The 22222-nt window shown below is 66.8% G+C and carries 25 protein-coding genes, 1 tRNA gene and 1 pseudogene; 22 read left to right on the forward strand and 5 right to left on the reverse strand.

Annotation, left to right across the window (positions count from 1 at the left end; genetic code table 11):
* Positions 1 to 790 (forward strand): annotated as a pseudogene (locus tag ACFQ4E_RS16715) (AsmA-like C-terminal region-containing protein); the annotation flags it as partial.
* Positions 791 to 797: 7 nt separating this feature from the next.
* Positions 798 to 1847, forward strand: a complete 1050-nt coding sequence (queA, locus tag ACFQ4E_RS16720; RefSeq protein WP_386805581.1) for a tRNA preQ1(34) S-adenosylmethionine ribosyltransferase-isomerase QueA — start codon at positions 798 to 800, stop codon at positions 1845 to 1847.
* Positions 1848 to 1852: 5 nt separating this feature from the next.
* On the opposite strand, the gene ACFQ4E_RS16725 is transcribed toward queA, so the two are convergent.
* A complete protein-coding gene (locus tag ACFQ4E_RS16725) occupies positions 1853 to 3127 on the reverse strand; it encodes a pilus assembly protein TadG-related protein (protein ID WP_386805583.1) in 1275 nt (424 codons plus the stop codon).
* Positions 3127 to 3531 carry a TadE/TadG family type IV pilus assembly protein gene (locus tag ACFQ4E_RS16730; RefSeq protein ID WP_386805585.1) on the reverse strand — a complete coding sequence of 135 codons (405 nt, stop codon included), beginning with the start codon at positions 3529 to 3531 and terminating at the stop codon, positions 3127 to 3129. The genes ACFQ4E_RS16725 and ACFQ4E_RS16730 overlap by 1 nt, the downstream gene beginning before the upstream one ends.
* Before the next feature lie 412 nt (positions 3532 to 3943).
* On the opposite strand from ACFQ4E_RS16730, the gene ACFQ4E_RS16735 reads away from it, so the two are divergent.
* Together ACFQ4E_RS16735 and ACFQ4E_RS16740 are read left to right on the forward strand one after the other, a co-directional pair.
* Positions 3944 to 5215, forward strand: coding sequence for an MFS transporter (locus ACFQ4E_RS16735; RefSeq protein WP_386805586.1), 1272 nt, complete (start codon positions 3944 to 3946; stop codon positions 5213 to 5215).
* A gap of 123 nt (positions 5216 to 5338) precedes the next feature.
* Positions 5339 to 5917 (forward strand): DUF924 family protein, encoded by a 579-nt coding sequence (locus tag ACFQ4E_RS16740; protein WP_386805588.1) that lies wholly within the window; start codon positions 5339 to 5341, stop codon positions 5915 to 5917.
* A 15-nt stretch (positions 5918 to 5932) separates the two neighbouring features.
* On the opposite strand, the gene ACFQ4E_RS16745 is transcribed toward ACFQ4E_RS16740, so the two are convergent.
* From ACFQ4E_RS16745 to ACFQ4E_RS16755, 3 genes are read right to left on the reverse strand one after another with little or no spacing between them, the layout of a single operon-like run.
* Positions 5933 to 6508, reverse strand: coding sequence for an HD domain-containing protein (locus ACFQ4E_RS16745; protein ID WP_386805590.1), 576 nt, complete (start codon positions 6506 to 6508; stop codon positions 5933 to 5935).
* Positions 6505 to 6747 carry a hypothetical protein gene (locus ACFQ4E_RS16750; RefSeq protein WP_386805592.1) on the reverse strand — a complete coding sequence of 81 codons (243 nt, stop codon included), beginning with the start codon at positions 6745 to 6747 and terminating at the stop codon, positions 6505 to 6507. The genes ACFQ4E_RS16745 and ACFQ4E_RS16750 overlap by 4 nt, the downstream gene beginning before the upstream one ends.
* Before the next feature lie 4 nt (positions 6748 to 6751).
* A complete protein-coding gene (locus ACFQ4E_RS16755) occupies positions 6752 to 7405 on the reverse strand; it encodes an alpha/beta hydrolase (protein WP_386805594.1) in 654 nt (217 codons plus the stop codon).
* 172 nt (positions 7406 to 7577) lie between these two features.
* Between ACFQ4E_RS16755 and ACFQ4E_RS16760 the strand changes: the two genes are divergently transcribed.
* From ACFQ4E_RS16760 to ACFQ4E_RS16845, 18 genes are all read left to right on the forward strand, one after another.
* Entirely contained in the window at positions 7578 to 8039 is a 462-nt protein-coding gene (locus ACFQ4E_RS16760) for a Fe-S cluster assembly transcriptional regulator IscR (RefSeq protein WP_386805596.1), read from the forward strand.
* Positions 8040 to 8070: 31 nt separating this feature from the next.
* Positions 8071 to 9108, forward strand: coding sequence for a cysteine desulfurase family protein (locus tag ACFQ4E_RS16765; RefSeq protein WP_386805598.1), 1038 nt, complete (start codon positions 8071 to 8073; stop codon positions 9106 to 9108).
* 23 nt (positions 9109 to 9131) lie between these two features.
* Positions 9132 to 10667, forward strand: coding sequence for a Fe-S cluster assembly protein SufB (sufB, locus tag ACFQ4E_RS16770; RefSeq protein ID WP_386805600.1), 1536 nt, complete (start codon positions 9132 to 9134; stop codon positions 10665 to 10667).
* A gap of 83 nt (positions 10668 to 10750) precedes the next feature.
* The gene (locus tag ACFQ4E_RS16775; RefSeq protein WP_386805602.1) at positions 10751 to 10975 is read left to right on the forward strand and encodes a hypothetical protein; all 225 of its coding nucleotides are present in this window, start codon (positions 10751 to 10753) and stop codon (positions 10973 to 10975) included.
* On the forward strand, positions 10972 to 11172 hold the full coding sequence (locus ACFQ4E_RS16780; protein WP_386805604.1) for a hypothetical protein: 201 nt from the start codon (positions 10972 to 10974) through the stop codon (positions 11170 to 11172). The genes ACFQ4E_RS16775 and ACFQ4E_RS16780 overlap by 4 nt, the downstream gene beginning before the upstream one ends.
* Positions 11173 to 11212: 40 nt before the next feature.
* Positions 11213 to 11527 carry a heavy metal-binding domain-containing protein gene (locus ACFQ4E_RS16785; RefSeq protein WP_386805605.1) on the forward strand — a complete coding sequence of 105 codons (315 nt, stop codon included), beginning with the start codon at positions 11213 to 11215 and terminating at the stop codon, positions 11525 to 11527.
* Positions 11524 to 12129 (forward strand): hypothetical protein, encoded by a 606-nt coding sequence (locus ACFQ4E_RS16790; RefSeq protein ID WP_386805606.1) that lies wholly within the window; start codon positions 11524 to 11526, stop codon positions 12127 to 12129. Before ACFQ4E_RS16785 ends, ACFQ4E_RS16790 begins: the two co-directional genes overlap by 4 nt.
* Positions 12130 to 12162: 33 nt before the next feature.
* Positions 12163 to 12918, forward strand: coding sequence for a Fe-S cluster assembly ATPase SufC (gene sufC, locus ACFQ4E_RS16795; RefSeq protein WP_386805607.1), 756 nt, complete (start codon positions 12163 to 12165; stop codon positions 12916 to 12918).
* Positions 12918 to 14219: a SufB/SufD family protein gene (locus ACFQ4E_RS16800; RefSeq protein ID WP_386805609.1), complete on the forward strand. Its 1302-nt coding sequence runs from the start codon at positions 12918 to 12920 to the stop codon at positions 14217 to 14219. Before sufC ends, ACFQ4E_RS16800 begins: the two co-directional genes overlap by 1 nt.
* A gap of 6 nt (positions 14220 to 14225) precedes the next feature.
* Entirely contained in the window at positions 14226 to 14711 is a 486-nt protein-coding gene (locus ACFQ4E_RS16805; RefSeq protein WP_386805611.1) for a YIP1 family protein, read from the forward strand.
* Positions 14708 to 15298, forward strand: a complete 591-nt coding sequence (locus ACFQ4E_RS16810; protein ID WP_386805613.1) for a hypothetical protein — start codon at positions 14708 to 14710, stop codon at positions 15296 to 15298. Before ACFQ4E_RS16805 ends, ACFQ4E_RS16810 begins: the two co-directional genes overlap by 4 nt.
* Entirely contained in the window at positions 15291 to 16511 is a 1221-nt protein-coding gene (locus tag ACFQ4E_RS16815) for a cysteine desulfurase (protein ID WP_386805614.1), read from the forward strand. The genes ACFQ4E_RS16810 and ACFQ4E_RS16815 overlap by 8 nt, the downstream gene beginning before the upstream one ends.
* Before the next feature lie 371 nt (positions 16512 to 16882).
* A tRNA-Arg gene (locus tag ACFQ4E_RS16820) sits at positions 16883 to 16959 on the forward strand.
* Positions 16960 to 17137: 178 nt separating this feature from the next.
* Positions 17138 to 18208 carry a YcjF family protein gene (locus tag ACFQ4E_RS16825; protein ID WP_386805616.1) on the forward strand — a complete coding sequence of 357 codons (1071 nt, stop codon included), beginning with the start codon at positions 17138 to 17140 and terminating at the stop codon, positions 18206 to 18208.
* On the forward strand, positions 18195 to 19751 hold the full coding sequence (locus ACFQ4E_RS16830) for a GTPase family protein (RefSeq protein ID WP_386805618.1): 1557 nt from the start codon (positions 18195 to 18197) through the stop codon (positions 19749 to 19751). The genes ACFQ4E_RS16825 and ACFQ4E_RS16830 overlap by 14 nt, the downstream gene beginning before the upstream one ends.
* 176 nt (positions 19752 to 19927) lie before the next feature.
* Entirely contained in the window at positions 19928 to 20431 is a 504-nt protein-coding gene (locus ACFQ4E_RS16835; protein WP_386805620.1) for an Lrp/AsnC family transcriptional regulator, read from the forward strand.
* A gap of 140 nt (positions 20432 to 20571) precedes the next feature.
* Positions 20572 to 21711 carry a glycine cleavage T C-terminal barrel domain-containing protein gene (locus ACFQ4E_RS16840; protein ID WP_386805622.1) on the forward strand — a complete coding sequence of 380 codons (1140 nt, stop codon included), beginning with the start codon at positions 20572 to 20574 and terminating at the stop codon, positions 21709 to 21711.
* A 15-nt stretch (positions 21712 to 21726) separates the two neighbouring features.
* Entirely contained in the window at positions 21727 to 22176 is a 450-nt protein-coding gene (locus ACFQ4E_RS16845) for an OsmC family protein (protein WP_386805623.1), read from the forward strand.
* Positions 22177 to 22222: the final 46 nt, after the last annotated feature.

Raw genomic sequence — 22222 nt, forward strand, 5'->3', positions numbered from 1 at the left:
CGCGTCGCTCGGAGGCGGCGGAGGCGGGGGCGGCGGCAGCGTGCCGGTCAGCGTCGCGCTCGACCGTTTCACGATCTCCGAGGGCATCGCGCTCGAAGGCCTGCGCGGCGATTTCACCGCGTCGGGCGGCCTTTCGGGCCGCTTCACCGCGCGCATGGCCGGGACCGGAGCGCCGATCGAGGGGCGGCTCGTGCCGCAGAACGGCGGCACCGCGATCGAGGCGCAAAGCTCCGATGCGGGCCGGGTCCTTCTGTCGACGGGCATCCTGAAATCCGTCGAAGGCGGCGCGATGACCCTGCGCATGGTGCCGGTCGCCGGGGCGCAGGGGCAGTATGACGGGCAGGTCGTGGTGCAGGGGCCGCGCCTCACGGATGCGCCTGCCATCGCGTCGCTCTTCGATGCGGTGAGCGTCGTCGGTCTCATCGACCAGCTCGAGGGGCCGGGCATCTTCTTTTCCGAGGTCGATGCCCGCTTCCGGCTGACGCCGTCGCGGCTGGTCCTTGCCGAGAGCAGCGCGGTCGGGCCGTCCATGGGCCTGTCACTCGACGGCTATTACGATCTCGCGCAGAAGCGGCTCGACATGCAGGGCGTGTTCTCGCCGATCTACGTGCTGAACGGCATCGGCTCGCTCTTCACCCGGCGCGGAGAGGGGCTTCTGGGCTTCAACTTCACGCTGACCGGCCCGGCGAGCCAGCCGCAGGTTGCGGTCAATCCGCTTTCGGTGTTCACACCCGCCATGTTCCGCGAGATCTTCCGGCGACCTCCGCCGAACCCGCGGGGAGGCAACTGAGGCGCGGATGCAGCTTTCCGATTTCGATTTCGACCTGCCTGACGAGCTGATCGCGACCCGGCCCGCGTGGCCTCGCTCCTCGGCGCGGCTCCTGGTGGCCGAGGGCGACCGGATCACCGACGCTGTGGTGCGCGACCTGACCGACTGGCTCCGGCCCGGCGACCGACTGATCCTGAACGACACGCGGGTGATCCCGGCGCGTCTCTTCGGGACGCGGCGGCGTGCGGGCGCGCAGGGGGTGAGCGAGGCGCGGATCGAGGTGACGCTCCTCGAGCCGCAGCCGGATGGCACATGGTCGGCTTTGTGCAAGCCGCTGAAGAAGCTTCACGAAGGCGAGACGGTCATGTTTTCCAATGACCTGTCGGCAGTTCTTGAGAGCAAGTCCGACGGGCAGGCGCGGTTGCGCTTCTCCTGCGAGGGCGCCGATTTCGACGCCGCGCTCGATGCGGTCGGGGCCATGCCGCTGCCGCCCTACATTGCCGGAAAACGCGCCGCCGACCGGCAGGACCACGAGGATTACCAGACCGTCTGGGCCGAGAAGCGTGGTGCCGTGGCCGCACCGACCGCGAGTCTTCACTTCGACGCCGATCTCCTTGACCGGATTGAGAAAATGGGCGTCGGACTGACCCGCGTCACTCTGCATGTCGGGGCGGGCACGTTCCTGCCCGTGAAGGTCGACGACGTGACCACCCACAAGATGCACGGCGAATGGGGCGAGGTCAGCGACAGCGCCGCCGCCGAGATCGCGGCCACCCGCGCGGCGGGCGGGAGGGTGATCCCGGTCGGCACCACCGCGCTGCGCCTGATCGAGACCGCCGCGCGCGACACCGGCGTGGTCCAACCGTGGCGCGGCGTCACCGACATCTTCATCTACCCGGGCTTCGAGTTCCGCGCGACCGATGCGCTGATGACCAATTTCCACCTGCCGAAATCGACGCTGATGATGCTGGTCTCGGCGCTGATGGGGCGCGAGCGGGTGGCGCGGATTTATGACCATGCCATCGCCGAGCGGTATCGGTTCTTCTCTTATGGCGACGCGTCGCTGCTGATCCCCTGACGGGATCAGCGCAGCGCGACGGTGTCGCGGGTAAAGAGGGTCTCCACGCCGATGCAGACCGGCAGGCTCGCGAGGTCGATGACCTGCTGGGCCGTGTCCTCGACGGTCTCGGTCAACGGGTTCAGCCCTTCGACAAGCGATCCGAGGACGGTGCCGGTCTCCTCGACCGTCTCCTCGAAGAAACGGCTGAAGGGACTCTGTCGGTCGACGAGCGCGGGCAGTTCCGCGGCCGCGCGGGCGTCGATATCGACGAGGACCTTCACGCCCGCGCCTGGGCGGCAGGCCACGGGCTCGGGATGGAGCGTGTCCTCGATCACGCTGGTGCTCTGGCTTCCGGCGAGGAGACCGCCGAGATTCGACACGACGATGGACGCCGAAAGGTCGATCCGCGCGCCGGTCCGCAGAGGGCAGGCGGCGTAAAGCGCGGCGTTGCGCAGGACCAGGTCGTCATGCAGATGCACCGTCCGGTCGCTGTCGCAATCCACGCGATACGTGCCGTCGGAGAGCACGCTGATCTCCGAGAGCGCCGCCGGGCTGATCAGTGTCGTGGCCTGCGCGTAGGTGTCGCGGAAGATCTGCGGCCCGCTCACTCCGCCCAGATCGACGATCCCGCCATCCGCCAGACCCGACGCCTCGGCAATCAGCCCCGAGAGCATCCGGGCCGCATCATCGGAAAGCCAGGCCGGTCGCGCGCCGTAATCCACCTCGGCCGAGGCGCGGAGGCAGATTCCGACATAGACATCCCGCGCCGCCACATCCGCCCGCCCCTGAAGCGAGAGCAGCGGATCCTCGCAGAGAATCCGCGGGCGTGCCTCGAAGAGCGCCGTCGCGCGGCCGGTGATCGACCAGGGCTCGAAGCCGAATATCTGCAGGAACATCAGCGACACCGGCCGCTGGAGCGCGTCGGTGCGCGCCAGCGTGACCTGGACCGCGTTCGGCGGCGACTGGTCCCGGACGAAGCCCTTGGAGGCATCGATCCGACCGAGCGCGAAGCTGTCGGCATCCCAGGAGGTCGCCAGCGCCGTGCCGTCGAGCGCGCTGAGCGTGATCCGTTGGGCCACGTCCCGGGGCGTTTCGTCTTCCATTGGCTCGGAAGCGCGCACCGCCGCCGAGAGCGCGGCGGCCTCGGCGGTGGATTGCAGGATTTCCCGCACGCGCCAGGCATTCGAGATGTCCACCGCCGCGCCGCCCATCAGCGCGAGGATCGCCGAGAGCGCGATCGCATGGACGGTGCCGAACCCGTCGGTGTCCCGCGCCAGTCGTTTCAGAAGAAGGCGCATCAGACCGGCTCCCGCAGCATGGCCACCCGGGCGCGGATCGGCGAGGGCATGATGCGCGGCAGGATCGGCGTGATCGCGGCATCGGTGCTGTCGATGCTGGCGCGGATGCGAACCTCCGTGCGCGTGCCGTTGACCTGAAGGTCGACCGGCATGTGGGATAACAGAAGCGAGTTCCGGAAATACTCCGCAGCCTCGCCCTCGGTGATCCGATGCGTCGCAATCGCCCGCGCGGTATCGCGGGACGTGTGCCAGAGAGAGGCGCTCACGATCATCGAAAACGACAGGTCGATGACGACGAGCAGCTTAAGGAACAACAGTGGAAACCAGATGGCGAACTCGACAGAGGCATTGCCGGTCTGGTCTTTGGGAAAACAAACCCAGGAACTTGAATACTCACAGGGCATGCAGGCACTCCTTGCGAATCATTCTTGAATGCTTTCAGGAGGCCGTTTCTTTCTGCCGGAAAAATGGCTGGAGCCGCCAAATTCCTACCGAAAGATTAACGCGTGACTGCCGTGTTTCGAGCATATACCTGAAAATAAGAGAAAATTGAGGTTAACGCTGGCGCCGTGATAACGTCGATTTTACTCTGAGTTGAATTCAGTTCTGTTCAAAACGTGACGGACAGGCCCGGCGAGCACCGGCTTTTGGTGGGGTCGCGCAGCTCCAATCCGCGTCCTCAAAAAATTGTGTCAAGAAAAAATATTATAGCGAATGCCACCCTTGGATCGCTGCCGAAAAAAGTGGCTTTCCGCCGCGCGTCGGGGCGAGTAAGGCACGAGCAAATTTGGACAGGACACGCGCGGAGGCGGGCCGATGCTCCATGTGCTGAAATCTTCATGGGCGCTCCTCCTCGGGATGATGCTGCTGATGCTGGGCAACGGCCTTCAGGGCTCGCTTCTCGGCGTGCGCGGCGGCGACGAGGGGTTCTCGGCCTTCCAGATGTCGATGGTGATGTCGGCCTATTTCGTGGGCTTCCTCATCGCCTCGCGGCTCACGCCGTCGATGATCCGCAATGTCGGACATGTCCGCGTCTTCGCGGCACTCGGGTCGTTCATCTCGGCGGTGCTGATCCTCTATCCGGCCTTCCCCCATCCGATCACCTGGATGCTGGGGCGGGTCGTGATCGGCTTCTGCTTCTGCGGCGTCTACGTGACGGCCGAGAGTTGGTTGAACAACTCGGCCACCAACGAGACCCGCGGGCAGGCGCTGTCGCTCTACATGATCGTGCAGATGGTCGGCATCATCGTCGCGCAGCAGATGCTGGTGATCCCGGACGACTCGGGCTTTCTGCTCTTCGTGATCCCGTCGGTGCTGGTTTCGATCGCCTTTGCGCCGATCCTCCTGACCGTGACGCCGACGCCCGCCTTCGAGACCACGAAGCCGATGAACCTCGTCGCGCTTTACAAGACCTCGCCCTTGGGCTGCACCGGCATGTTCCTGATGGGCGGGGTCTACGGCGCGCAGTTCGGCATGTCGGCGGTGTTCGGGCGCGAGGCGGGGCTGAGCCTCGGGCAGATCTCGCTCTTCGTCTCGGCGATCTACACCGGCGCGCTGATCGCGCAATATCCGCTCGGCTGGCTTTCGGACAAGGTCGACCGCCGTCGCCTGATCACGCTGGTCTCTGCCGTGGGCGGGGCCGCCGCGCTGGTCGCGATGCTCTTCGAGGTGCCGTTCTACGCGCTTCTCGGGCTTGCCTTCGTGATCGGCGGCGCGGCCAACCCGCTCTATTCCATGCTCATCGCCTACACGAACGACTTCCTGCCGCATGAGGACATGGCCTCGGCCTCGGCGGGCATGCTCTTCATCAACGGTCTCGGCGCCATTGCCGGACCGCTCCTGGCGGGCTGGGTGATGGAGCAGATCGGCGCGCGCGGATACTTCCTGCAGATCTCGGTGCTGATGCTCCTGATGACGCTTTACGGGCTCTACCGGATGACGGTGCGCGCGGCGCCCTCGGTCTCCGACACGAACTCCTACGCGCCGCTGGCACCGACCGGGACCATCGTCGCCATGGAAGTGGCGCAGGAATACGCGATTGATGCAGAGACGGAACGCGCGGAAGCCGAAACACGGCTCAGCGCGTGAGCAAAAGCCAGGCGTCAGGCCGTTTTGTGACGGGCTGACATCATATTTGACTGTGGAAACGGGATCCTGCGCGCTTATCTTTGATCTGCACGACAGGTGCGCCGACGGTGAGGAGTGTTCGGTATGGCGGGTCCGGATGAAATTCTGAGTTTCTGGCTCGACGAGGTTGGGCCCGATGGCTGGTACAAGCAGGACGACGCGCTCGATCAACGCATTCGGGACGATTTCGAGGATGTCTGGGACGAGGCGATGGAGGGCCGGTTCGGTCTCTGGTTGACCTATCCCTCCGGCGTTCTGGCCTATGTCATCCTGCTCGACCAGTTCTCGCGAAACATGTTCCGGGGCGAGGCCAAGGCGTTCTCCTCGGACAAGATCGCGCTGGCGGCGTCCAAGGGCGCGATCGCCAAGGGCTGGGATCTCAAGATCGACACACCGGCGCGGCAGTTCTTCTACCTGCCGATGATGCATTCCGAGAATCTCTGCGATCAGGATCGCTGCGTGCGCCTGATGAAGGAGCGCATGCCGGATTCGGACGGGAGCAATCTCCTCCACGCCAAGGTCCATCGCGAAATCATCCGCAAGTTCGGCCGGTTCCCGTATCGCAACGATGCGCTGAACCGCACGGTCACCGAGGCTGAACGGAGCTTTCTGGATGAGGGCGGCTATGGCCGCATGCTGCGTGAGTTCCAGGTCGACGCCTGACGGGGTGCGGCCCCCTCAGCGCGCGAAGAACGCGGCGACGCGGGGGGCCAGCCAGTCCCAGAGCGCGGGCGCGGCCCGGTTGATCTTGGGCGCGACCTTTTCGAGAAACAGCGCGTGGGTCACCCCGTATTCGACCCAGGTGCCGCCGCCATTGGCGAGGTTCTGGTTCGGCGGCTGGAAGCGGTCGAGCGATTTGGCGAAGCGGGCATCGGCGCTTTCGGCGGCCTCGAATTCCAGCCAGAGCGCCAGCGCCTCCTCGGCCTGATCGGGCGGCAGGAGGCCGAAGATGCGCTTCGCGGCGGCCTCTTCTTTCTCGGCAAGGCCCGGGTCGGGCGCGCCCGCGAAGATCGGCGCGTCGCCCGCGTCGATCTCGACCAGGTCGTGAATGAGGAGCATCCGGATCACCCGGTCGCGGTCGACCTCAGTCTCGGCATGTTCCGAGAGGATCAGCGCATAGAGCGCCAGGTGCCAGGAATGCTCGGCCGAGTTCTCGCGCCTTGTGCCGTCGCCGATCCGGCTGGCGCGCAAGACGCCCTTGAGCCGGTCGGCCTCGGACAGAAAGGCCATTTGCCGGTCGAGCCGGTCGCTCATTCGCTTTGCGGGGGCGCGGTCCCGGCGCGCTTGGCGCGGATGAAGTCGATCAGGAAGGCCCGTCCGCGCCGTTCGGCCAGACGCACGCGGATCGAGGTCAGATAGGCCTCTTCGAGCGTGGTCGAGGCCGCGGCGAGGACCTTGGCGACATCCATGTAGAGCCGGTCCTCGCCCAGCTCATCCATCGCCTTCAGGGTGTCCTGGGCGAGCTTGTCGGCCATCTCGGTGACGAAGCTCATGTCATCACCGCGTCGTCTCGGTCAGGCGGCGCTTGACGTAATCGGTGGTGGTTCCGATCAGCGTCTCCATGTGGGGCTCTTCAAAGAAATGCCCCGAGCCGTCGACCTCTTCATGGGTGATGGTGATGCCCTTCTGCTCCTTGAGCTTGCCCACGAGCGTCCGCGTGTCCGCCGGCGGCGCCACGCGATCGGCGGTGCCGTTGATGATCAGCCCGGACGAGGGGCAGGGCGCCAGGAACGAGAAATCGTACATGTTGGCGGGCGGAGAGACCGACACGAAGCCGGTGATCTCGGGACGGCGCATCAGAAGCTGCATGCCGATCCACGCGCCGAAGGAGAAGCCCGCCACCCAGCAATGCTTGGAATTGGCGTTCATCGACTGGAGATAATCCAGCGCCGAGGCCGCGTCCGACAACTCGCCCACGCCCTGATCGTATTCGCCCTGGCTTCGTCCGACACCGCGGAAATTGAAGCGCAACACGGTGAAGCCCATGTTGTAGAACGCATAATGCAGGTTGTAGACGACCTTGTTGTTCATCGTGCCGCCGAACTGCGGATGCGGGTGCAGCACGATGGCGATGGGGGCGTCACGGTCTTTTTGCGGGTGGTAGCGGCCTTCGAGACGGCCTTCTGGTCCGGGAAAGATGACCTCGGGCATGAGGCGGCGCGGCTCCTTGACGGTTCGTCACCGGTGCGAATTGTTGACGAATTCGCTCGGCTACTTTAGAACGCTTCTAATCTATAGCGCGCAGACATGTGCGCGCAGGGTCTTGACGCAGATAGGCAATCCACATTGCAAGGTCAATCGGCGTCGTAGGGAGAGCGCGGCGATGAAACTCAGCACCAAGGGACGTTACGCGATGGTCGCGCTGGTCGACATCGCCCTCCAGCCCGAGGGCGCGCTCGTCACTCTGGCCGATATCGCCAAGCGGCAGGACGTGTCGCTGCCCTATCTCGAACAGCTCTTCGTCAAGCTCCGGCGCGCCGATCTGGTGGCCTCGGTCCGCGGCCCCGGCGGCGGCTACCGGCTGGCCCGGCCCACGACCGAGATCCGCGTGGTCGACGTGCTGGCCGCGGTCGACGAGACGGTCGACGCGATGCACAAGGGCGCGGGCGCGTCGGGCGCGCTCTCGGGATCGAAGGCGCAGTCGCTGTCGAACCGGCTCTGGCAGGGGCTGTCGGCGCATGTCTATGTCTTCCTGCACCAGACGCGGCTCTCGGACGTGGTCGGCAACGCGATGGTGCCGTGCCCGGCGGTTCCGGCGATCTTCGAGATGGTGGACGAGGCGTGAGACCGGTCCGGCATAGCGCGCGGGTCCGGCGATGAGCGGCCGGGTCTATCTCGATTACAACGCGACCGCGCCGCTGCGGCCAGAGGCGCGCGACGCGATGATCGGCGCGATGGACCTGGTCGGCAACCCGTCCTCGGTCCATGCCGAGGGCCGCGCGGCCAAGGCCTTGGTCGAACGCGCCCGGACGCAGGTCGCCGGGCTCGTCGGCGCCAAGCCGCAGGAGGTGGTGTTCTGTTCGGGCGCGACCGAGGGCGCGCGGGTGCTGGGCGCGATGGGCGCGGTCGTGGAGCCCACGGCGCATGATTGTCTCTGGGCGCATCACGGCGCGGGCGAGGTGGTGGCGGCGGGCTATGCCAATTCCGAGACCGGCGTGATCCTGGAACCCGAGGCCACTGAAAGCGGCTGGCAGGTCGGCGGCGTCTCGGGAACGCGGCTGTTTCTCGATGTCGTCCAGGCGGCGGGCCGGGTGCCTTGGTCCTTTCCCTGGTCCGGCGCCGAGATGGCGCTTCTGTCGGCCCACAAGCTTGGCGGACCAAAGGGCGTGGGCGCGCTGATCGTCAAGCAGGGCGTCGACATCCCCGCGCTTCAGCCCGGCGGCGGACAGGAGATGGGGCGGCGCTCGGGCACCGAGAACATCCTCGGCATCGCGGGCTTCGGCGCCGCGGCCGAGGCGGCGGCGCGCGATCTCGAGGCAGGTGCCTGGGACCGGGTCGCCGAATTTAGAAACATTCTAGAATCTCTGATTGCAGAGACTGCGAAAGAGACTATTTTCGTCGGGAACTCCGGTCCGCGCTTGCCCAACACCGCGTGTTTCGCCACTCCGGGCTGGAAGGGCGAGACGCAGGTCATGCAGATGGACCTCGCCGGGTTCGCGATCAGCGCCGGCAGCGCGTGTTCCAGCGGCAAGGTCCGCGAGAGCCGGGTGCTGGGCGCCATGGGATACGGGACCGATGTGGCCCGCGCGGCCATCCGCGTGAGCCTCGGTCCGGACACGACGGAAGACGAGGTGCGCCGCTTTGCGAAAGCCTGGTGCGCCGCTTACGAGAAACACCGCGCGCGTGCCGCGTGAGACAGGACGAAGGGGGTAGGACCATGGCGGTTCTCGACGAGACCGAAGTGAAAGAGGGCGTCGATCAGGAAACGGTCGACAAGGTTCGCTCGCTCGGCGGCAAGTACAAGTACGGCTGGGACACCGAGATCGAGATGGAATACGCCCCGAAGGGGCTGACCGAGGACATCGTCCGGCTGATCTCGCAGAAGAACGACGAGCCCGAATGGATGACCGAGTGGCGGCTCGCCGCCTACCAGCGCTGGCTGCAGATGAAAGAGCCGGACTGGGCGATGGTCGAATATCCCGAGATCGACTTCCAGGACCAGTATTACTACGCCCGTCCGAAGAGCATGGAAGAGAAGCCGAAATCGCTCGACGATGTCGATCCGAAGCTTCTGGCGACCTATGAAAAGCTGGGCATCCCGCTCAAGGAGCAGATGATCCTGGCCGGTGTCGAGGGCGCGGGCGAGGTGCCCGCGGACGGCAACAATTCCGAGCGCAAGGTCGCCGTGGACGCGGTCTTCGATTCGGTCTCGGTCGGCACGACCTTCCAGAAAGAGCTGAAACAGGCGGGCGTGATCTTCTGCTCGATCTCCGAGGCGATCCGCGAGCATCCCGAGCTGGTGAAGAAATACCTGGGCTCCGTGGTGCCGGTGTCGGACAATTTCTACGCCACGCTCAACTCGGCGGTCTTCTCGGACGGCTCCTTCGTCTACGTCCCGCCGGGCGTGCGCTGCCCGATGGAGCTCTCGACCTATTTCCGGATCAATGCCGAGAATACCGGCCAGTTCGAGCGCACGCTGATCATCGCCGACAAGGGGTCCTACGTCTCCTATCTCGAGGGCTGCACCGCGCCCCAGCGCGACACCGCGCAGCTGCACGCGGCGGTGGTTGAGATCGTCGTCGAGGAAGATGCCGAGGTGAAATACTCGACCGTCCAGAACTGGTTCCCGGGCGACGAGGAGGGCCGTGGCGGCATCTACAATTTCGTCACCAAGCGCGCCGATTGCCGGGGCGACCGCGCCAAGGTCATGTGGACCCAGGTCGAGACCGGTTCTGCCGTGACCTGGAAATACCCCTCCTGCATCCTGCGCGGCGACGATAGCCAGGGCGAGTTCTACTCGATCGCGATCACCAACAACCATCAGCAGGCCGATACCGGCACCAAGATGGTCCATCTGGGCAAGCGCACCAAGTCGCGCATCGTCTCCAAGGGGATCAGCGCGGGCTTTGCGCAGAACACCTATCGCGGGCTCGTCTCGATGCATCCCAAGGCCAAGGACAGCCGCAACTATACCCAGTGCGACAGCCTCCTGATCGGCGACAAATGCGGGGCGCACACGGTTCCCTATATCGAGGTGAAGAACAACTCCTCGCGGGTGGAGCACGAGGCCACGACCTCGAAGGTCGACGACGACCAGATGTTCTACTGCCGCCAGCGCGGCATGGACGAGGAAGAGGCGGTGGCGCTGATCGTCAACGGCTTCGCCAAGGAAGTACTGCAGGCGCTGCCGATGGAGTTCGCCATGGAGGCGCAGCAGCTCGTCGCGATCTCGCTCGAGGGCTCGGTGGGTTAAGGCCCGCCTCGTCGCGGCGGACAGGGGACGCAAGGCATGCTCGATCTGGAAAAGATCGAAACCCGGATGGCGGAGGCGGCGCGATGAGCGCGCCGCTCAAGCTCTACTGGTGGGATGCACCAATGCTGACCGACCGTGTTGCAGGCATCGGGCGGGCGCTGCCGCGTCCGATCGCGCATTCTGAGATCGCTTCGCTGCTCTCGAAACTGCCGGAGGAGCCGCTCGCTTACGCCGATGGCATCGCGGAAAGCCAGCACGCCCTGCGCGCGGCCTTCCCTCAGGATCTCTTGGGGGAGCGCGCGGCATGAGCGGCGGGCGGATGATCCTCGGAGCGACGATCACCGGCGTCTTCTGCGTCGGCTTCTCGATCGTCGTCGCGGCGGCCACGATGGCGCTCGAGATGTGGCAGGTGCTGACATTCTCGTTCGTGTCGGGCTTCCTCGGCAGCCTCGTGTCGCAATGGCTCCTGGCGCGCGGCGTCATCGGATCGCGGCGCAATGGCTGAGACGGGACCCTGGAGCGGGCACACCCAAGGAGAAACGGACATGATCGTCACGACCACACCCTCCATCGAAGGCAAGCGCATCACCGCCTATCACGGGCTGGTGGTCGGCGAGGCGATCATGGGCGCCAATTTCGTCCGGGATTTCTTCGCCCAGATCACCGATGTCGTGGGCGGGCGCTCGGGCGCCTACGAGAAGAAGCTCCAGGACGCCCGCGAGGTCGCGCAGTCCGAGCTGATCGAGCGGGCCCGCGCGATGGGCGCCAACGCGGTGGTTGGCGTCGATCTCGATTACGAGGTGGTGGGCGAGTCGATGCTGATGGTGTCGATCTCGGGCACCGCCGTGCGGGCGGAGTGAGCGCGCCCGCCACCATAACCCGGCCCGAGCTGACGATGCCCGAGCCCGAGGCCGCGCTCCTGCGCGCCGAATACGCGCGCGCCGAGGTGATCCTCGAATACGGATCGGGCGGCTCGACCGTGCTGGCCGCCGAAATGCCGGGCAAGACCGTGTTCTCGGTCGAGAGCGACCGCGACTGGGCCGAGATGATGCGCGGCTGGTTCGCGGCCAATCCTCCGACCGACGGCAGCGACGTGGACGTGGTCTGGGCCGATATCGGTCCGACCAAGGCCTGGGGCCACCCGGTCGACGAGACGCTCTGGAAGCGCTTCCCGCGCTACCCGCTCGAGATCTGGGGGATGAGCCATTTCCGCCAGCCGCAGGTGGTGCTGGTCGATGGCCGCTTCCGGGTCGGCTGCGCGCTGGCGGCCACCTACATGACCGAGGCGCCGCTGGTGCTGCTTTTCGACGATTATCGCCAGCGCGACCAGTATCACCGCATCGAGGATTTCCTCGGTGCGCCCGAGATGACCGGCCGGATGGCCCGGTTCGAAATCACCCCGCGCGCGGTCGCCCGACGCGACCTCATGCGGATCATCCAGTTGATGTCCCGGCCGATCTGAGGCAGGCGGACGACGAGAGAGAAGGACGAAGAGATGCTTGAGATCAAGAACCTGCACGTGAAGCTCGAAGAAGAGGACAAGCAGATCCTCAAGGGCGTGGACCTGACCGTCGAGCCCGGCAAGGTGCATGCGATCATGGGTCCGAACGGATCGGGCAAATCCACTCTGTCCTATGTGCTGTCGGGCCGCGACGGCTACGAGGTGACCGAGGGCGAGGCGACGCTTCTGGGCGAGGACATCCTCGAGATGGAGCCCGAAGAGCGCGCCGCGGCGGGTCTGTTCCTCGCGTTCCAGTACCCGGTGGAGATCCCCGGCGTCGGCAACATGACCTTCCTGCGCACCGCGGTGAACGCGCAGCGCAAGGCGCGCGGCGAGGACGAGATGTCCGCGGCCGAGTTCCTCAAGGTGATCCGCGCCAAGGCCAAGGAGCTGCAGATCGACGCCGACATGCTGAAACGCCCCGTGAACGTGGGCTTCTCGGGCGGCGAGAAGAAGCGCAACGAGATCCTGCAGATGGCGATGCTCGAGCCGAAGATGTGCATCCTCGACGAGACCGACTCGGGTCTCGACGTGGACGCGATGAAGCTCGTGTCGGACGGCGTGAACGCGCTGCGCTCCGAGGGCCGGTCGTTTCTGGTCATCACCCACTACCAGCGGCTTCTGAACCACATCCAGCCCGATGTCGTGCACATCATGTCCGACGGCCGCATCGTGAAGACCGGCGGTCCCGAGCTGGCGCTCGAGGTCGAAGAGAACGGCTATGGGGACATCCTCGGGGAGGTGGCCTGATGGTTCTGCCGAAGAAGAAACCGGCTCCCGATCAGCGCAAGATCGACGCCACCGAGGCGCGGCTTGACGGGCTGAGCCTGCCCGAGGGCGGCTGGGCCCGTCCGGCGCGCGAGGCGGCGCTGGCGCGGCTGCGTGCCATGGGCCTGCCTGCGGCGCGGGACGAGTACTGGAAATTCACCCGGCCCGACACGCTGACCGCCGCCGAGCCGCCGCGCGCCGCGCTCTTCGAAAGCGGCGAGGCGCCGATGTTCGACAGCACGGACCGGCTCCGGATCGTCTTCGTCGACGGCGTGTTCGATCCCGAGGCCTCGGACGAGCTGTCGCTCGAGGGCGTCGAGATCGAGCGGCTGGCCGAAAGCCATGCGGACATCCACTGGGCGCGCGATCTCTACGGCGCGCTCGAGGAGCGCGGGCAGGACGCGGTGATGCGCCCGCTTGCGGCCTTCAACACCGCCTTCGCCACGGACGGCGTGCTGATCCGGGTGACCGGAAAGCCGTCGAAGCCGATCAACCTCGTCTATCACCACCGGTCCGAGACCTCGGACGCGGTGCTGCACCACGTGGTCAAGGTCGAGCCCGGTGCCGAGGTGACGCTTCTGGAAAACGGCCCCGCCGCCGCGCGCTTCAACAAGGCGCTGGAAGTGGACGTGGCCGATACCGGCACCTTCCACCACGTCCGGGCACAGGGCCGCGACCACGAGCGCCGCGCCGCCACCCATATCTTCGCGCGGCTGGGCACCGAGTCGGTCTTCAAGTCCTTCACCCTCACGGTGAACGGCGTCCTGACCCGCAACGAGGTGGTGCTGGAGCTCACCGGCGACGACGCCACCGCGCATGTCGCGGGGGCCTGCGTCGGCGACGGCGATTTCCACCATGACGACACGGTCTTCATCACCCATGACGCGGTGAACTGCGAAAGCCGGCAGGTCTTCAAGAAGGTGCTGCGCAACGGCGCGACGGGCGTCTTCCAGGGCAAGATCCTCGTCCAGCCGGGCGCGCAGAAGACCGATGGCTACCAGATCTCGCAATCGCTTCTGCTCGACGAGGACAGCCAGTTCCTCGCCAAGCCCGAGCTCGAGATCTATGCCGACGACGTGGCCTGCTCGCATGGCTCGACCTCGGGCGCGATCGACGAAGAGGGGCTCTTCTACCTCCAGTCGCGCGGCGTGCCGAAATCCATCGCGACGGACCTCCTGACGCTCGCCTTCCTCGCGGAGGCGGTGATGGAGATCGAGGACGAGGATCTCCAGGCCGAGATCAACGGCCGCGTCGAAGGCTGGCTCCTGCGCCGCAGGGCCTGAGACAGCGTGCCGGTCGCCCGCGATATCACGGCCTCCTACCGGGGGCCGGGCCGCGTCATGCGGCGGCTTCTCGGCGACGGTCCGCGCGAGGACCGGGCGCTCGCCTTCCTGATGGGCGCGTGCCTTCTGACCTTCGCGTCGCAACTGCCGCCCCTGTCGCGGCAGGCGCATCTCGACCCCGCGATCGAGCTGAACGCGCTCCTCGCGGGCGCGCTTTTCGGCTGGCTCTTCATCGCGCCGCTGTTTCTCTACGCGCTCGCGGCGCTGAGCCACCTGATCGCGCGGCTCTTCGGAGGGCAGGGGAGCTGGTATGGCGCGCGGCTGGCGCTCTTCTGGTCCTTCCTCGCCTCGACGCCGATCCTCCTCTTGAACGGGCTGGTCCGGGGCTTCATCGGGGCGGGGCCGGCGCAATGGCTGGTGGGCCTCATCTGGCTCGGCGTCTTCCTCTGGTTCTGGCTGACCAACCTGGCCGTGGCCGAGAGGGCGGCATGAGCATGGCACGCCTCTGGCCGCTCTTCTGGCAGAGCCTGGCGACCCCGCGCGAGATCGGCGCGTGGCTGATCGGTCTCGGTCTTGGTCGCGAGGTGCTGCTCCTGGCCTTCGGCCTGGTGCTCGTCCTGCAGACCGCCTTCATGACGACGCTTGTCACGCTGGTCGATCCCGAGACCATGCCGATCCCGCTCCTGCGCCAGCCCCTGGTCTTCATGCTCGGCCTCGGCGGGATGCTGGCGCTCTTCGCGGTGCTTCTGACCTGGGCGGGCCGGATGGCGGGCGGCACGGCGCAGCTCGAGGAGATGGGCCTTCTCCTGATCTGGCTCCAGGGGCTTCGGCTGGCGCTGCAACTGGCGGTTCTGGTCCTGTCCTTCGCGCTTCCGGCGCTGTCGCCCCTGCTGCTGATGGCGGGCACGGCGCTCTCGTTCTGGATATTGGTGAATTTCGTCGCGGCCGCGCACCGTTTCGACGGTCTGGGCCGGGCCCTTCTGGTGCTGGTGATGGCGGCCTTCGGGCTGGCCATGGGGATCAGCATCCTGCTCGGCATGATCGGCGCGACCACTTTGGGGATGAATGGATATGTATGACGTCACAGAGATCCGCCGCGATTTCCCGATCCTCTCGCGCGAGGTGAACGGCAAGCCGCTGGTCTATCTCGACAACGGCGCCTCGGCGCAGAAGCCGCAGGTCGTCATCGACGCGGTGACCCGCGCCTATGCCGAGGAATATTCCAACGTCCATCGCGGCCTGCATTTCCTGTCGAACCTCGCGACCGAGAAATACGAGGGCGTGCGCGAGACACTGGCGCGCTTCCTCGGCGCGCGGGACGAAAGCGAGATCGTGATGAACTCCGGGACCACCGAGGGCATCAACCTCGTGGCCTATGGCTGGGCGATGCCGCGCATGGAGGAGGGCGACGAGATCGTCCTGTCGGTCATGGAGCACCACGCCAATATCGTGCCCTGGCACTTCCTGCGCGAGCGTCAGGGCGTGCGCCTGAAATGGGTGGACGTGGACGCGACCGGCGCGCTCGATCCGCAGAAGGTGATCGACGCCATCGGCCCCCGGACCAAGCTCGTCGCGATCACGCATCTGTCGAACGTGCTGGGCACCGTCGTTAACGTGAAGGCGATCTGCGACGCGGCCCGCGAAAAGGGCGTCCCGGTTCTCGTCGATGGCAGCCAGGCGGCGGTGCACATGCCGGTGAACGTCTCCGAGATCGGCTGCGATTTCTACGCCGTCACCGGGCACAAGCTCTACGGCCCCTCGGGCTCGGGCGCGATCTGGATCGCGAAGGAGCGGATGGCCGAGATGCGTCCCTTCATGGGCGGCGGCGACATGATCCGCGAGGTCCACAAGGACGAGGTGACCTGGAACGATCCGCCGATGAAGTTCGAGGCCGGGACACCGGGCATCGTGCAGATGATCGGCCTGGGGGTCGCGCTAGACTACATGATGGGCCTCGGCATGGAGAACATCGCCGCGCATGAGGCGAGCCTGCGCGATTACGCCAACGAGCGCCTGACCGGGCTCAACTGGCTGAATCTCCAGGGCACGGCACCGGGCAAGGCCGCGATCTTCTCGTTCACCCTGAACGGCGCGGCCCATGCCCATGATATCTCGACCATCCTCGACAAGCGCGGCGTCGCCGTGCGCGCCGGTCACCACTGCGCGGGCCCGCTGATGGATCACCTGGGCGTCTCGGCGACCTGCCGCGCGTCCTTCGGCCTCTACAACACCCGCGACGAGATCGACACTCTGGTCGACGCGCTGGAACTGGCCAACGAGCTCTTCGGCTGAGCGTCTCCTAGCGCCGGTCTCGTCTTTCTTCGCGGCGGGACTGGCGATACGTCGCAGGCGGGCCGACGCGTCCGAGCGCACGTCCGCGCTTTAGGGTCGCTGGGCGCTCCGCACCTGAGCGCGGCGCTCGCCTCGGGCCTTCTCCCATGATGCGTTGCGTACTGAGGACACCGTCAGTCCGCGCTTCCAGCACGGGCCCGCGCGGCACCCGGTCAGAGCCATGTCCCGAACAGGTTCGCAGGCCCGAGACGAGCGACACCCGAGCGATCAAACCCGCCCGGCTCCGTCCCACGATCCCCGCACACGGGCACGCGCCCGCCCATGAAAATCCCGTTGCGGTCTCGCACCCCTTCGCCTAAGAGACGCGTCAGGCACCCGTAGCTCAGCTGGATAGAGCGCTGCCCTCCGAAGGCAGAGGCCAGAGGTTCGAATCCTCTCGGGTGCGCCATCTCCCAAACCCTCCACCCCGCGAGCGTCAGGACCGCGCTGGCCCCAGTGCCTGGAACGCCGTCCGCAGCGGCCGCCTCCCGGTGCCCGATCACCATCTCGACGCGCCGCGCGAGCCGAGGGGATTGCAACCCCCGGCGGCTTCGCGGAAGCTGCCTCGGAACCGCCGACGAGGGCATATGCTGGAACGATTGAAACGGCTTGGCAGGCGGGCACCCGAGCAGATGCCCGAGGATGCCTTGCCGGTCGTATGGCTTCTCGGCAAGACCGGCGCGGGGAAATCCTCGCTCGTGCGCGCGCTGACCGAGCAGACGCAGGCCGAGATCGGCGACGGCTTCCGGCCCTGCACACGCTCCGCCACCAGCTACGACTTCCCGGCGGACGAGCCGCTCCTGCGCTTCCTCGACACCCGCGGTCTCGGCGAGGCCGGGTACGATGCCGAGGAGGACCTCAAGGCCTGCCGCGGACGCAGCCACGTGGTGCTCGTCGTCTGCCGCCTCGACGATCCCGTGCAGGGCATGGTCGCCGATGCGCTCGCCGATGTGGCGCGGCACGAGCCGGAGACGCGCGCGATCCTGGTTCTGACGGGCGCGGACCTCGTGCCCGACGACGACGCGCGACAGCGGTCGCGGCGCCAGATCGAGGCGATGATGCGCAAGGCCGCGGGACGGACCTTGCCCTCGGGCGTTCTCGACCTCGCGCCCGAGACATCGCGTGACGTCGACGGGGTGCGCGAGCTACGGGCGCGGCTTCTCGACACGCTGCCCGCCGTCGGGCTGCTTCTCGCGCGCGACGAGGCGGCGACGCAGGAGGAAAAGGCCTTCCAATCGGTGCGCCGCCGGGTCCTCTTCTATGCGGGGCTGGCGGGCACCACCGATGTCGCCCCGATCCTCGGAGCGGTCTCGGTTCCGGCGACGCAGCTCGCGATGCTGCGCGAGCTTGGACAGCATTACGGGGTCGATTGGGAGCGCTCGACCACCGCCGCGTTCTTCGGGGCGCTCGGGCTCAGCGCGGGCACGCGCTTCGCGGCGAGCTACGGGCTTCGGCAACTGGCCAAGCTGATCCCGGTCTATGGCCAGACGATCGGGGCTGCCGCCGCGGGGTCGATCAGCTTTGCCACGACCTATGCGCTCGGGCGCGCGGCGGCGTTCTTCCTGCATGCCCGCTCGACCGGCCGGGCGCCGAAAGAGGCGGAACTGCGCGACGTCTATGCCCGCGCGTTCAAGCTGTCGTCCCATGACGCTGATTAAGCGGCTGAGACCTTTTCTTCTCCGCTGGGAGAGGATGCTCTCGCTGGCCGCACTCGCCTTGCCCTTCGTGGTGGCGATGTGCGCCGGGTTTCTCTGGATGGCCGAGCATGGCTGGCTCGTGCATTTCATCGTCGCCTCCATCACCCTCGGCGGCGGGGCGCGGCTGGTGCGTCTGGCGGTCTGGTGGTGGCGCAAGCGGCGCGATGAGCCCGAGATACCGGTCGACCGCCCGGACCGCATCCATGCCAGGATCGACCCGGGCTGGTCCGAGCGCGAGCGGCTCGCCTTCCAGTCGGCGGCGGAGTTCATCGCGACGGAAACCGCGAAGCCGCGGCCCTGGGACGATCTCTACGAGTTGGGCCTCGAGGTGGTGGAGCGCGTGGCGCAAGCCTCGGGCGGGGCGGGGAAGGGTGTGCTGGATTTCACCGTACCCGAGGCGCTTCTGCTGGTCGATCACGTCGCCAACCGGTTCCGCCGCGACATCCGCGAACATCTGCCCTTTGCCGACAGCATCTCGGTTGGTACGCTGCACTGGTTCTGGCGGCATCGCGACCTGGCCCAGCGGCTCGGGACGCAAGGGGTCTATGCCTGGCGCGTGTTCCGCGCGATCAAGTCGCTCCCGGTCGCCGTCCTGCGCGAGATCGAGGGCGCCATCGCCGGGCATCACGCCTCCTTCGTCACCAACGAGGGGATCTCGGTCGTCCAGGCGCTGCTTCTCGAAGAGGTCGCCGTCGCCGCGGTCGAGCTTTATTCCGGGCGGCTGCGGTTCTCCGAGGCGGAGCTGCTCGCGCTGCGCATGGGGGCCAGCGACGAGGACCGCGACCGGCTCGCCTCCGAGGACCTGCCGCTCCGGGTCGCGATTGCGGGTCAGGTCAGCTCTGGCAAGTCGAGCCTGATCAACGCGCTTGTAGGCGAAGATCGCGCCGAGACGGACATCGTGCCCACGACCGAGACGGCGCAGAGCTACGAGGGGGTCTTCGGCGACCTGTCTGTCGTGCTTATGGACATGCCGGGTCTCGACGGATCGGAGAGCGCCGCGGACCGGGCTCAGGCCGAGCTTCTGAGCGCCGACATGGTGCTCTGGACGGTGCGCGCGAACCGCCCCGCGCGCGAGATCGACCGCGCGGCGATCGAGGCGTTCCGCCGCCATTTCGCGGCCCATCCCGAGCGGCGGATGCCGCCCTTCGTGCTGGTCGTCACTTTCATCGACGAGCTGCTTCCACAATGGCCTTACCCGGAGAATTTTCTGGGCGAGGCGGCGATGGAGAAGGTGCACGAGGTGGTCGGAGCGGTGATGCGCGATATCGGCGGGCGCGACGTCTATCCGGTGCCGGTGGTGCTGACCGATCCCGACTGGAACGTCGATGCGGTCCGGTCGCGGCTGATGGGCCAGTCCGGCGAGGCGCTGATGGCGCAGCGAAACCGGCTGCGCGTCCTGACCCGGAGCGGCGGGCTGCGGCGCGAGGCCTCGCGCGCGCGGCGCGGGATCGAGAAGGGATTGTCGATCTTCGGCAGCCGCAGCGGGCAGAAGGACGACGGGTAGGGCGCCGTGCCGCCCCGAGCGCTCCGGCGAGCCGGCCGTGCCCTCCCGATCCGCCGCGGACGGGATAGTCGAGGTCGCAAAAACGCTGCCCCGACGGGTTTCGGCGTCCTAGACTGGACCCACGGCGCGCCGCGCGCGCGCCGGCCGCATGTCTCAACAGCGAGAGACCGGAGCCCGTGAAGAAGTCAGTCCTCGATGCAACCGATATCCGCATCCTGAGCGCCGTCCAGAGGCACGGCCAGCTCAGCAAGTCCAAGCTGGCCGAGATTGCCAATATCTCGGCGACGCCCTGCTGGGCGCGGCTCGAACGGTTGAAGGCGGCGGGGCTGATCCGCGGCTACCACGCCGATATCGCGCTCGACCGGATCTGCGACTTCACCCAGGTCATCGTCACCGTGTCGCTCACCCATCACCGCAAGGTGGATTTCGACCGGTTCGAGGCCTGGGTCCTGCGGCATGACGAGATCACCGAATGCCTCACCACGGGCGGCGGCATGGATTACGTGATCAAGACGGTCACGCCGACGCTCGCAGCCTTCCAGGCGCTGATGCAGGAGATGCAGGACGCCGAGCTCGGGGTGGATCGCTACATGACCTATATCGCGACGCGGGTGGTCAAGGACAGCAGTCCTAATCTCGCGCGTCTCGCCGCGCCGGTGGTCCGCGACCGAACGGGCTGAAACCGGCCCGAAAAACAGCCCGATCCATAGGCTCCGGCGGCACATTTTGGACCGCTCCCCGCGCCGGTTCGCCCGTAGATATGGATCATTCTCAACCGGTTCCCGGGCGGCGCGCCCGGTGACAGACAAGGGCGCACGGGATGCATTCAGACGAGTTCGGCTTCGGCACGCAGATCCGCAAATCCCCCTATTTCGACGCCACCGTGCGTTGGGGCGCGACAGGGTTCTCGGTCTACAACCACATGTACATCCCGCGCGATTTCGGCGACCCCGAGGCGAACTTCTGGACCCTCGTCAACGACGCCATCCTCTGCGACGTCGCAGTCGAGCGCCAGGTCGAGATCACCGGCCCCGATGCCGCGCGTTTCGTGCAGATGCTGACGCCGCGCGACCTGTCGAAGATGGCCGTCGGCCAGTGCAAATACATCCTGATCACCAACGCCGCGGGCGGGGTCCTCAACGATCCGATCCTGCTGAGACTGGCCGAGAACCATTTCTGGATCTCGCTTGCCGACAGCGACATCCTGCTCTGGGCGCAGGGCGTGGCGGTGCATTCGGGGCTCGATGTCGCGATCACCGAACCGGACGTGTCGCCCTTGCAGCTGCAAGGCCCGAACTCGGGGCTGATCATGCAGGCGCTCTTCGGCGACGAGATCATGAGCCTCAAATATTACTGGCTGCGCGAGCTCGAGCTCGACGGTATTCCGCTGATCGTCTCGCGCACCGGCTGGTCGAGCGAGCTCGGCTACGAGATATACCTGCGCGACGGTGCGAAGGGCGACGCGCTCTGGGAACGGATCATGGCCGCCGGTCTGGAATACGGGCTGAAGCCCGGCCACACCTCGTCGATCCGGCGCATCGAAGGGGGGATGCTCTCCTACCATGCCGATGCTGACATCACCACTAATCCCTACGAGCTGGGCCTCGGACGGCTGGTCGATCTCGACATGGAGGCCGAGTTCATCGGCAAGGCCGCGCTGCGCCGCATCCGCGACACGGGCGTCTCCCGGATGCAGGTCGGTCTCGTCATCGACGCCGAGCCGCTGAAGGGGCCGAACACCACCTTCTGGCCGGTCAGCGTCTCGGGCGAGAAGGTCGGCAAGGTCACCTCGGCGGTCTACTCGCCCCGGCTCGAGCGCAACATCGCGCTGGCGATGGTCGCGGTCGAGCACGCCCAGATCGGCTCCCGGCTCGAGGTCGTTCTGCCCTCCGGGCCGACCGTCGCCACCGTGGTCGAGCGTCCGTTCTTCGATCCGAAGAAATCCCTCGCCGCCGCTTGATCCGGAGACGCCCCGATGACCGATCTCGCGATCGACCTGCATTGGCAGCGCCACAGCCCGGCGTTGGAGAGCGGGCACTATTCCAACGCGCATCGGGTCGTCTTCAACACCCGCTGCGATGTCGATGTGGACGCCGCCCCCGACTGGGGCGGCGATCCGGAGCACACCAACCCCGAGCAGGCCCTGGCCTCGGCCTTGTCGAGTTGCCACATGATGACCTTCCTCGCTCTCGCGGCAAAGGCCGGGTGGCCGGTCGCGGGCTACTCGGATCACGCGGTCGCCACTTTGGGGCGCAACCCGCGCGGACAGATGTCGGTCACGCGCATCGATCTGCATCCCGTCGTCCGTTTCGACCCGGGCTTCGCCGTCACCGACGAGGCGATGGCCCAGATGCAGGACCGCGCGCATCGCTACTGCTTCATCGCCAACACGCTGGCCGACAGCGTCGAGATCACTATCCGCTAGGCGCGCGCGGGCAAGGGCAGGGGAGGCCCGAAGCCCGCGCCGCCCG

Origin of the sequence: Litorisediminicola beolgyonensis, assembly GCF_042679605.1 — a bacterium.
In the GTDB taxonomy this organism is placed as follows: Bacteria; Pseudomonadota; Alphaproteobacteria; order Rhodobacterales; family Rhodobacteraceae; genus Litorisediminicola; species Litorisediminicola beolgyonensis.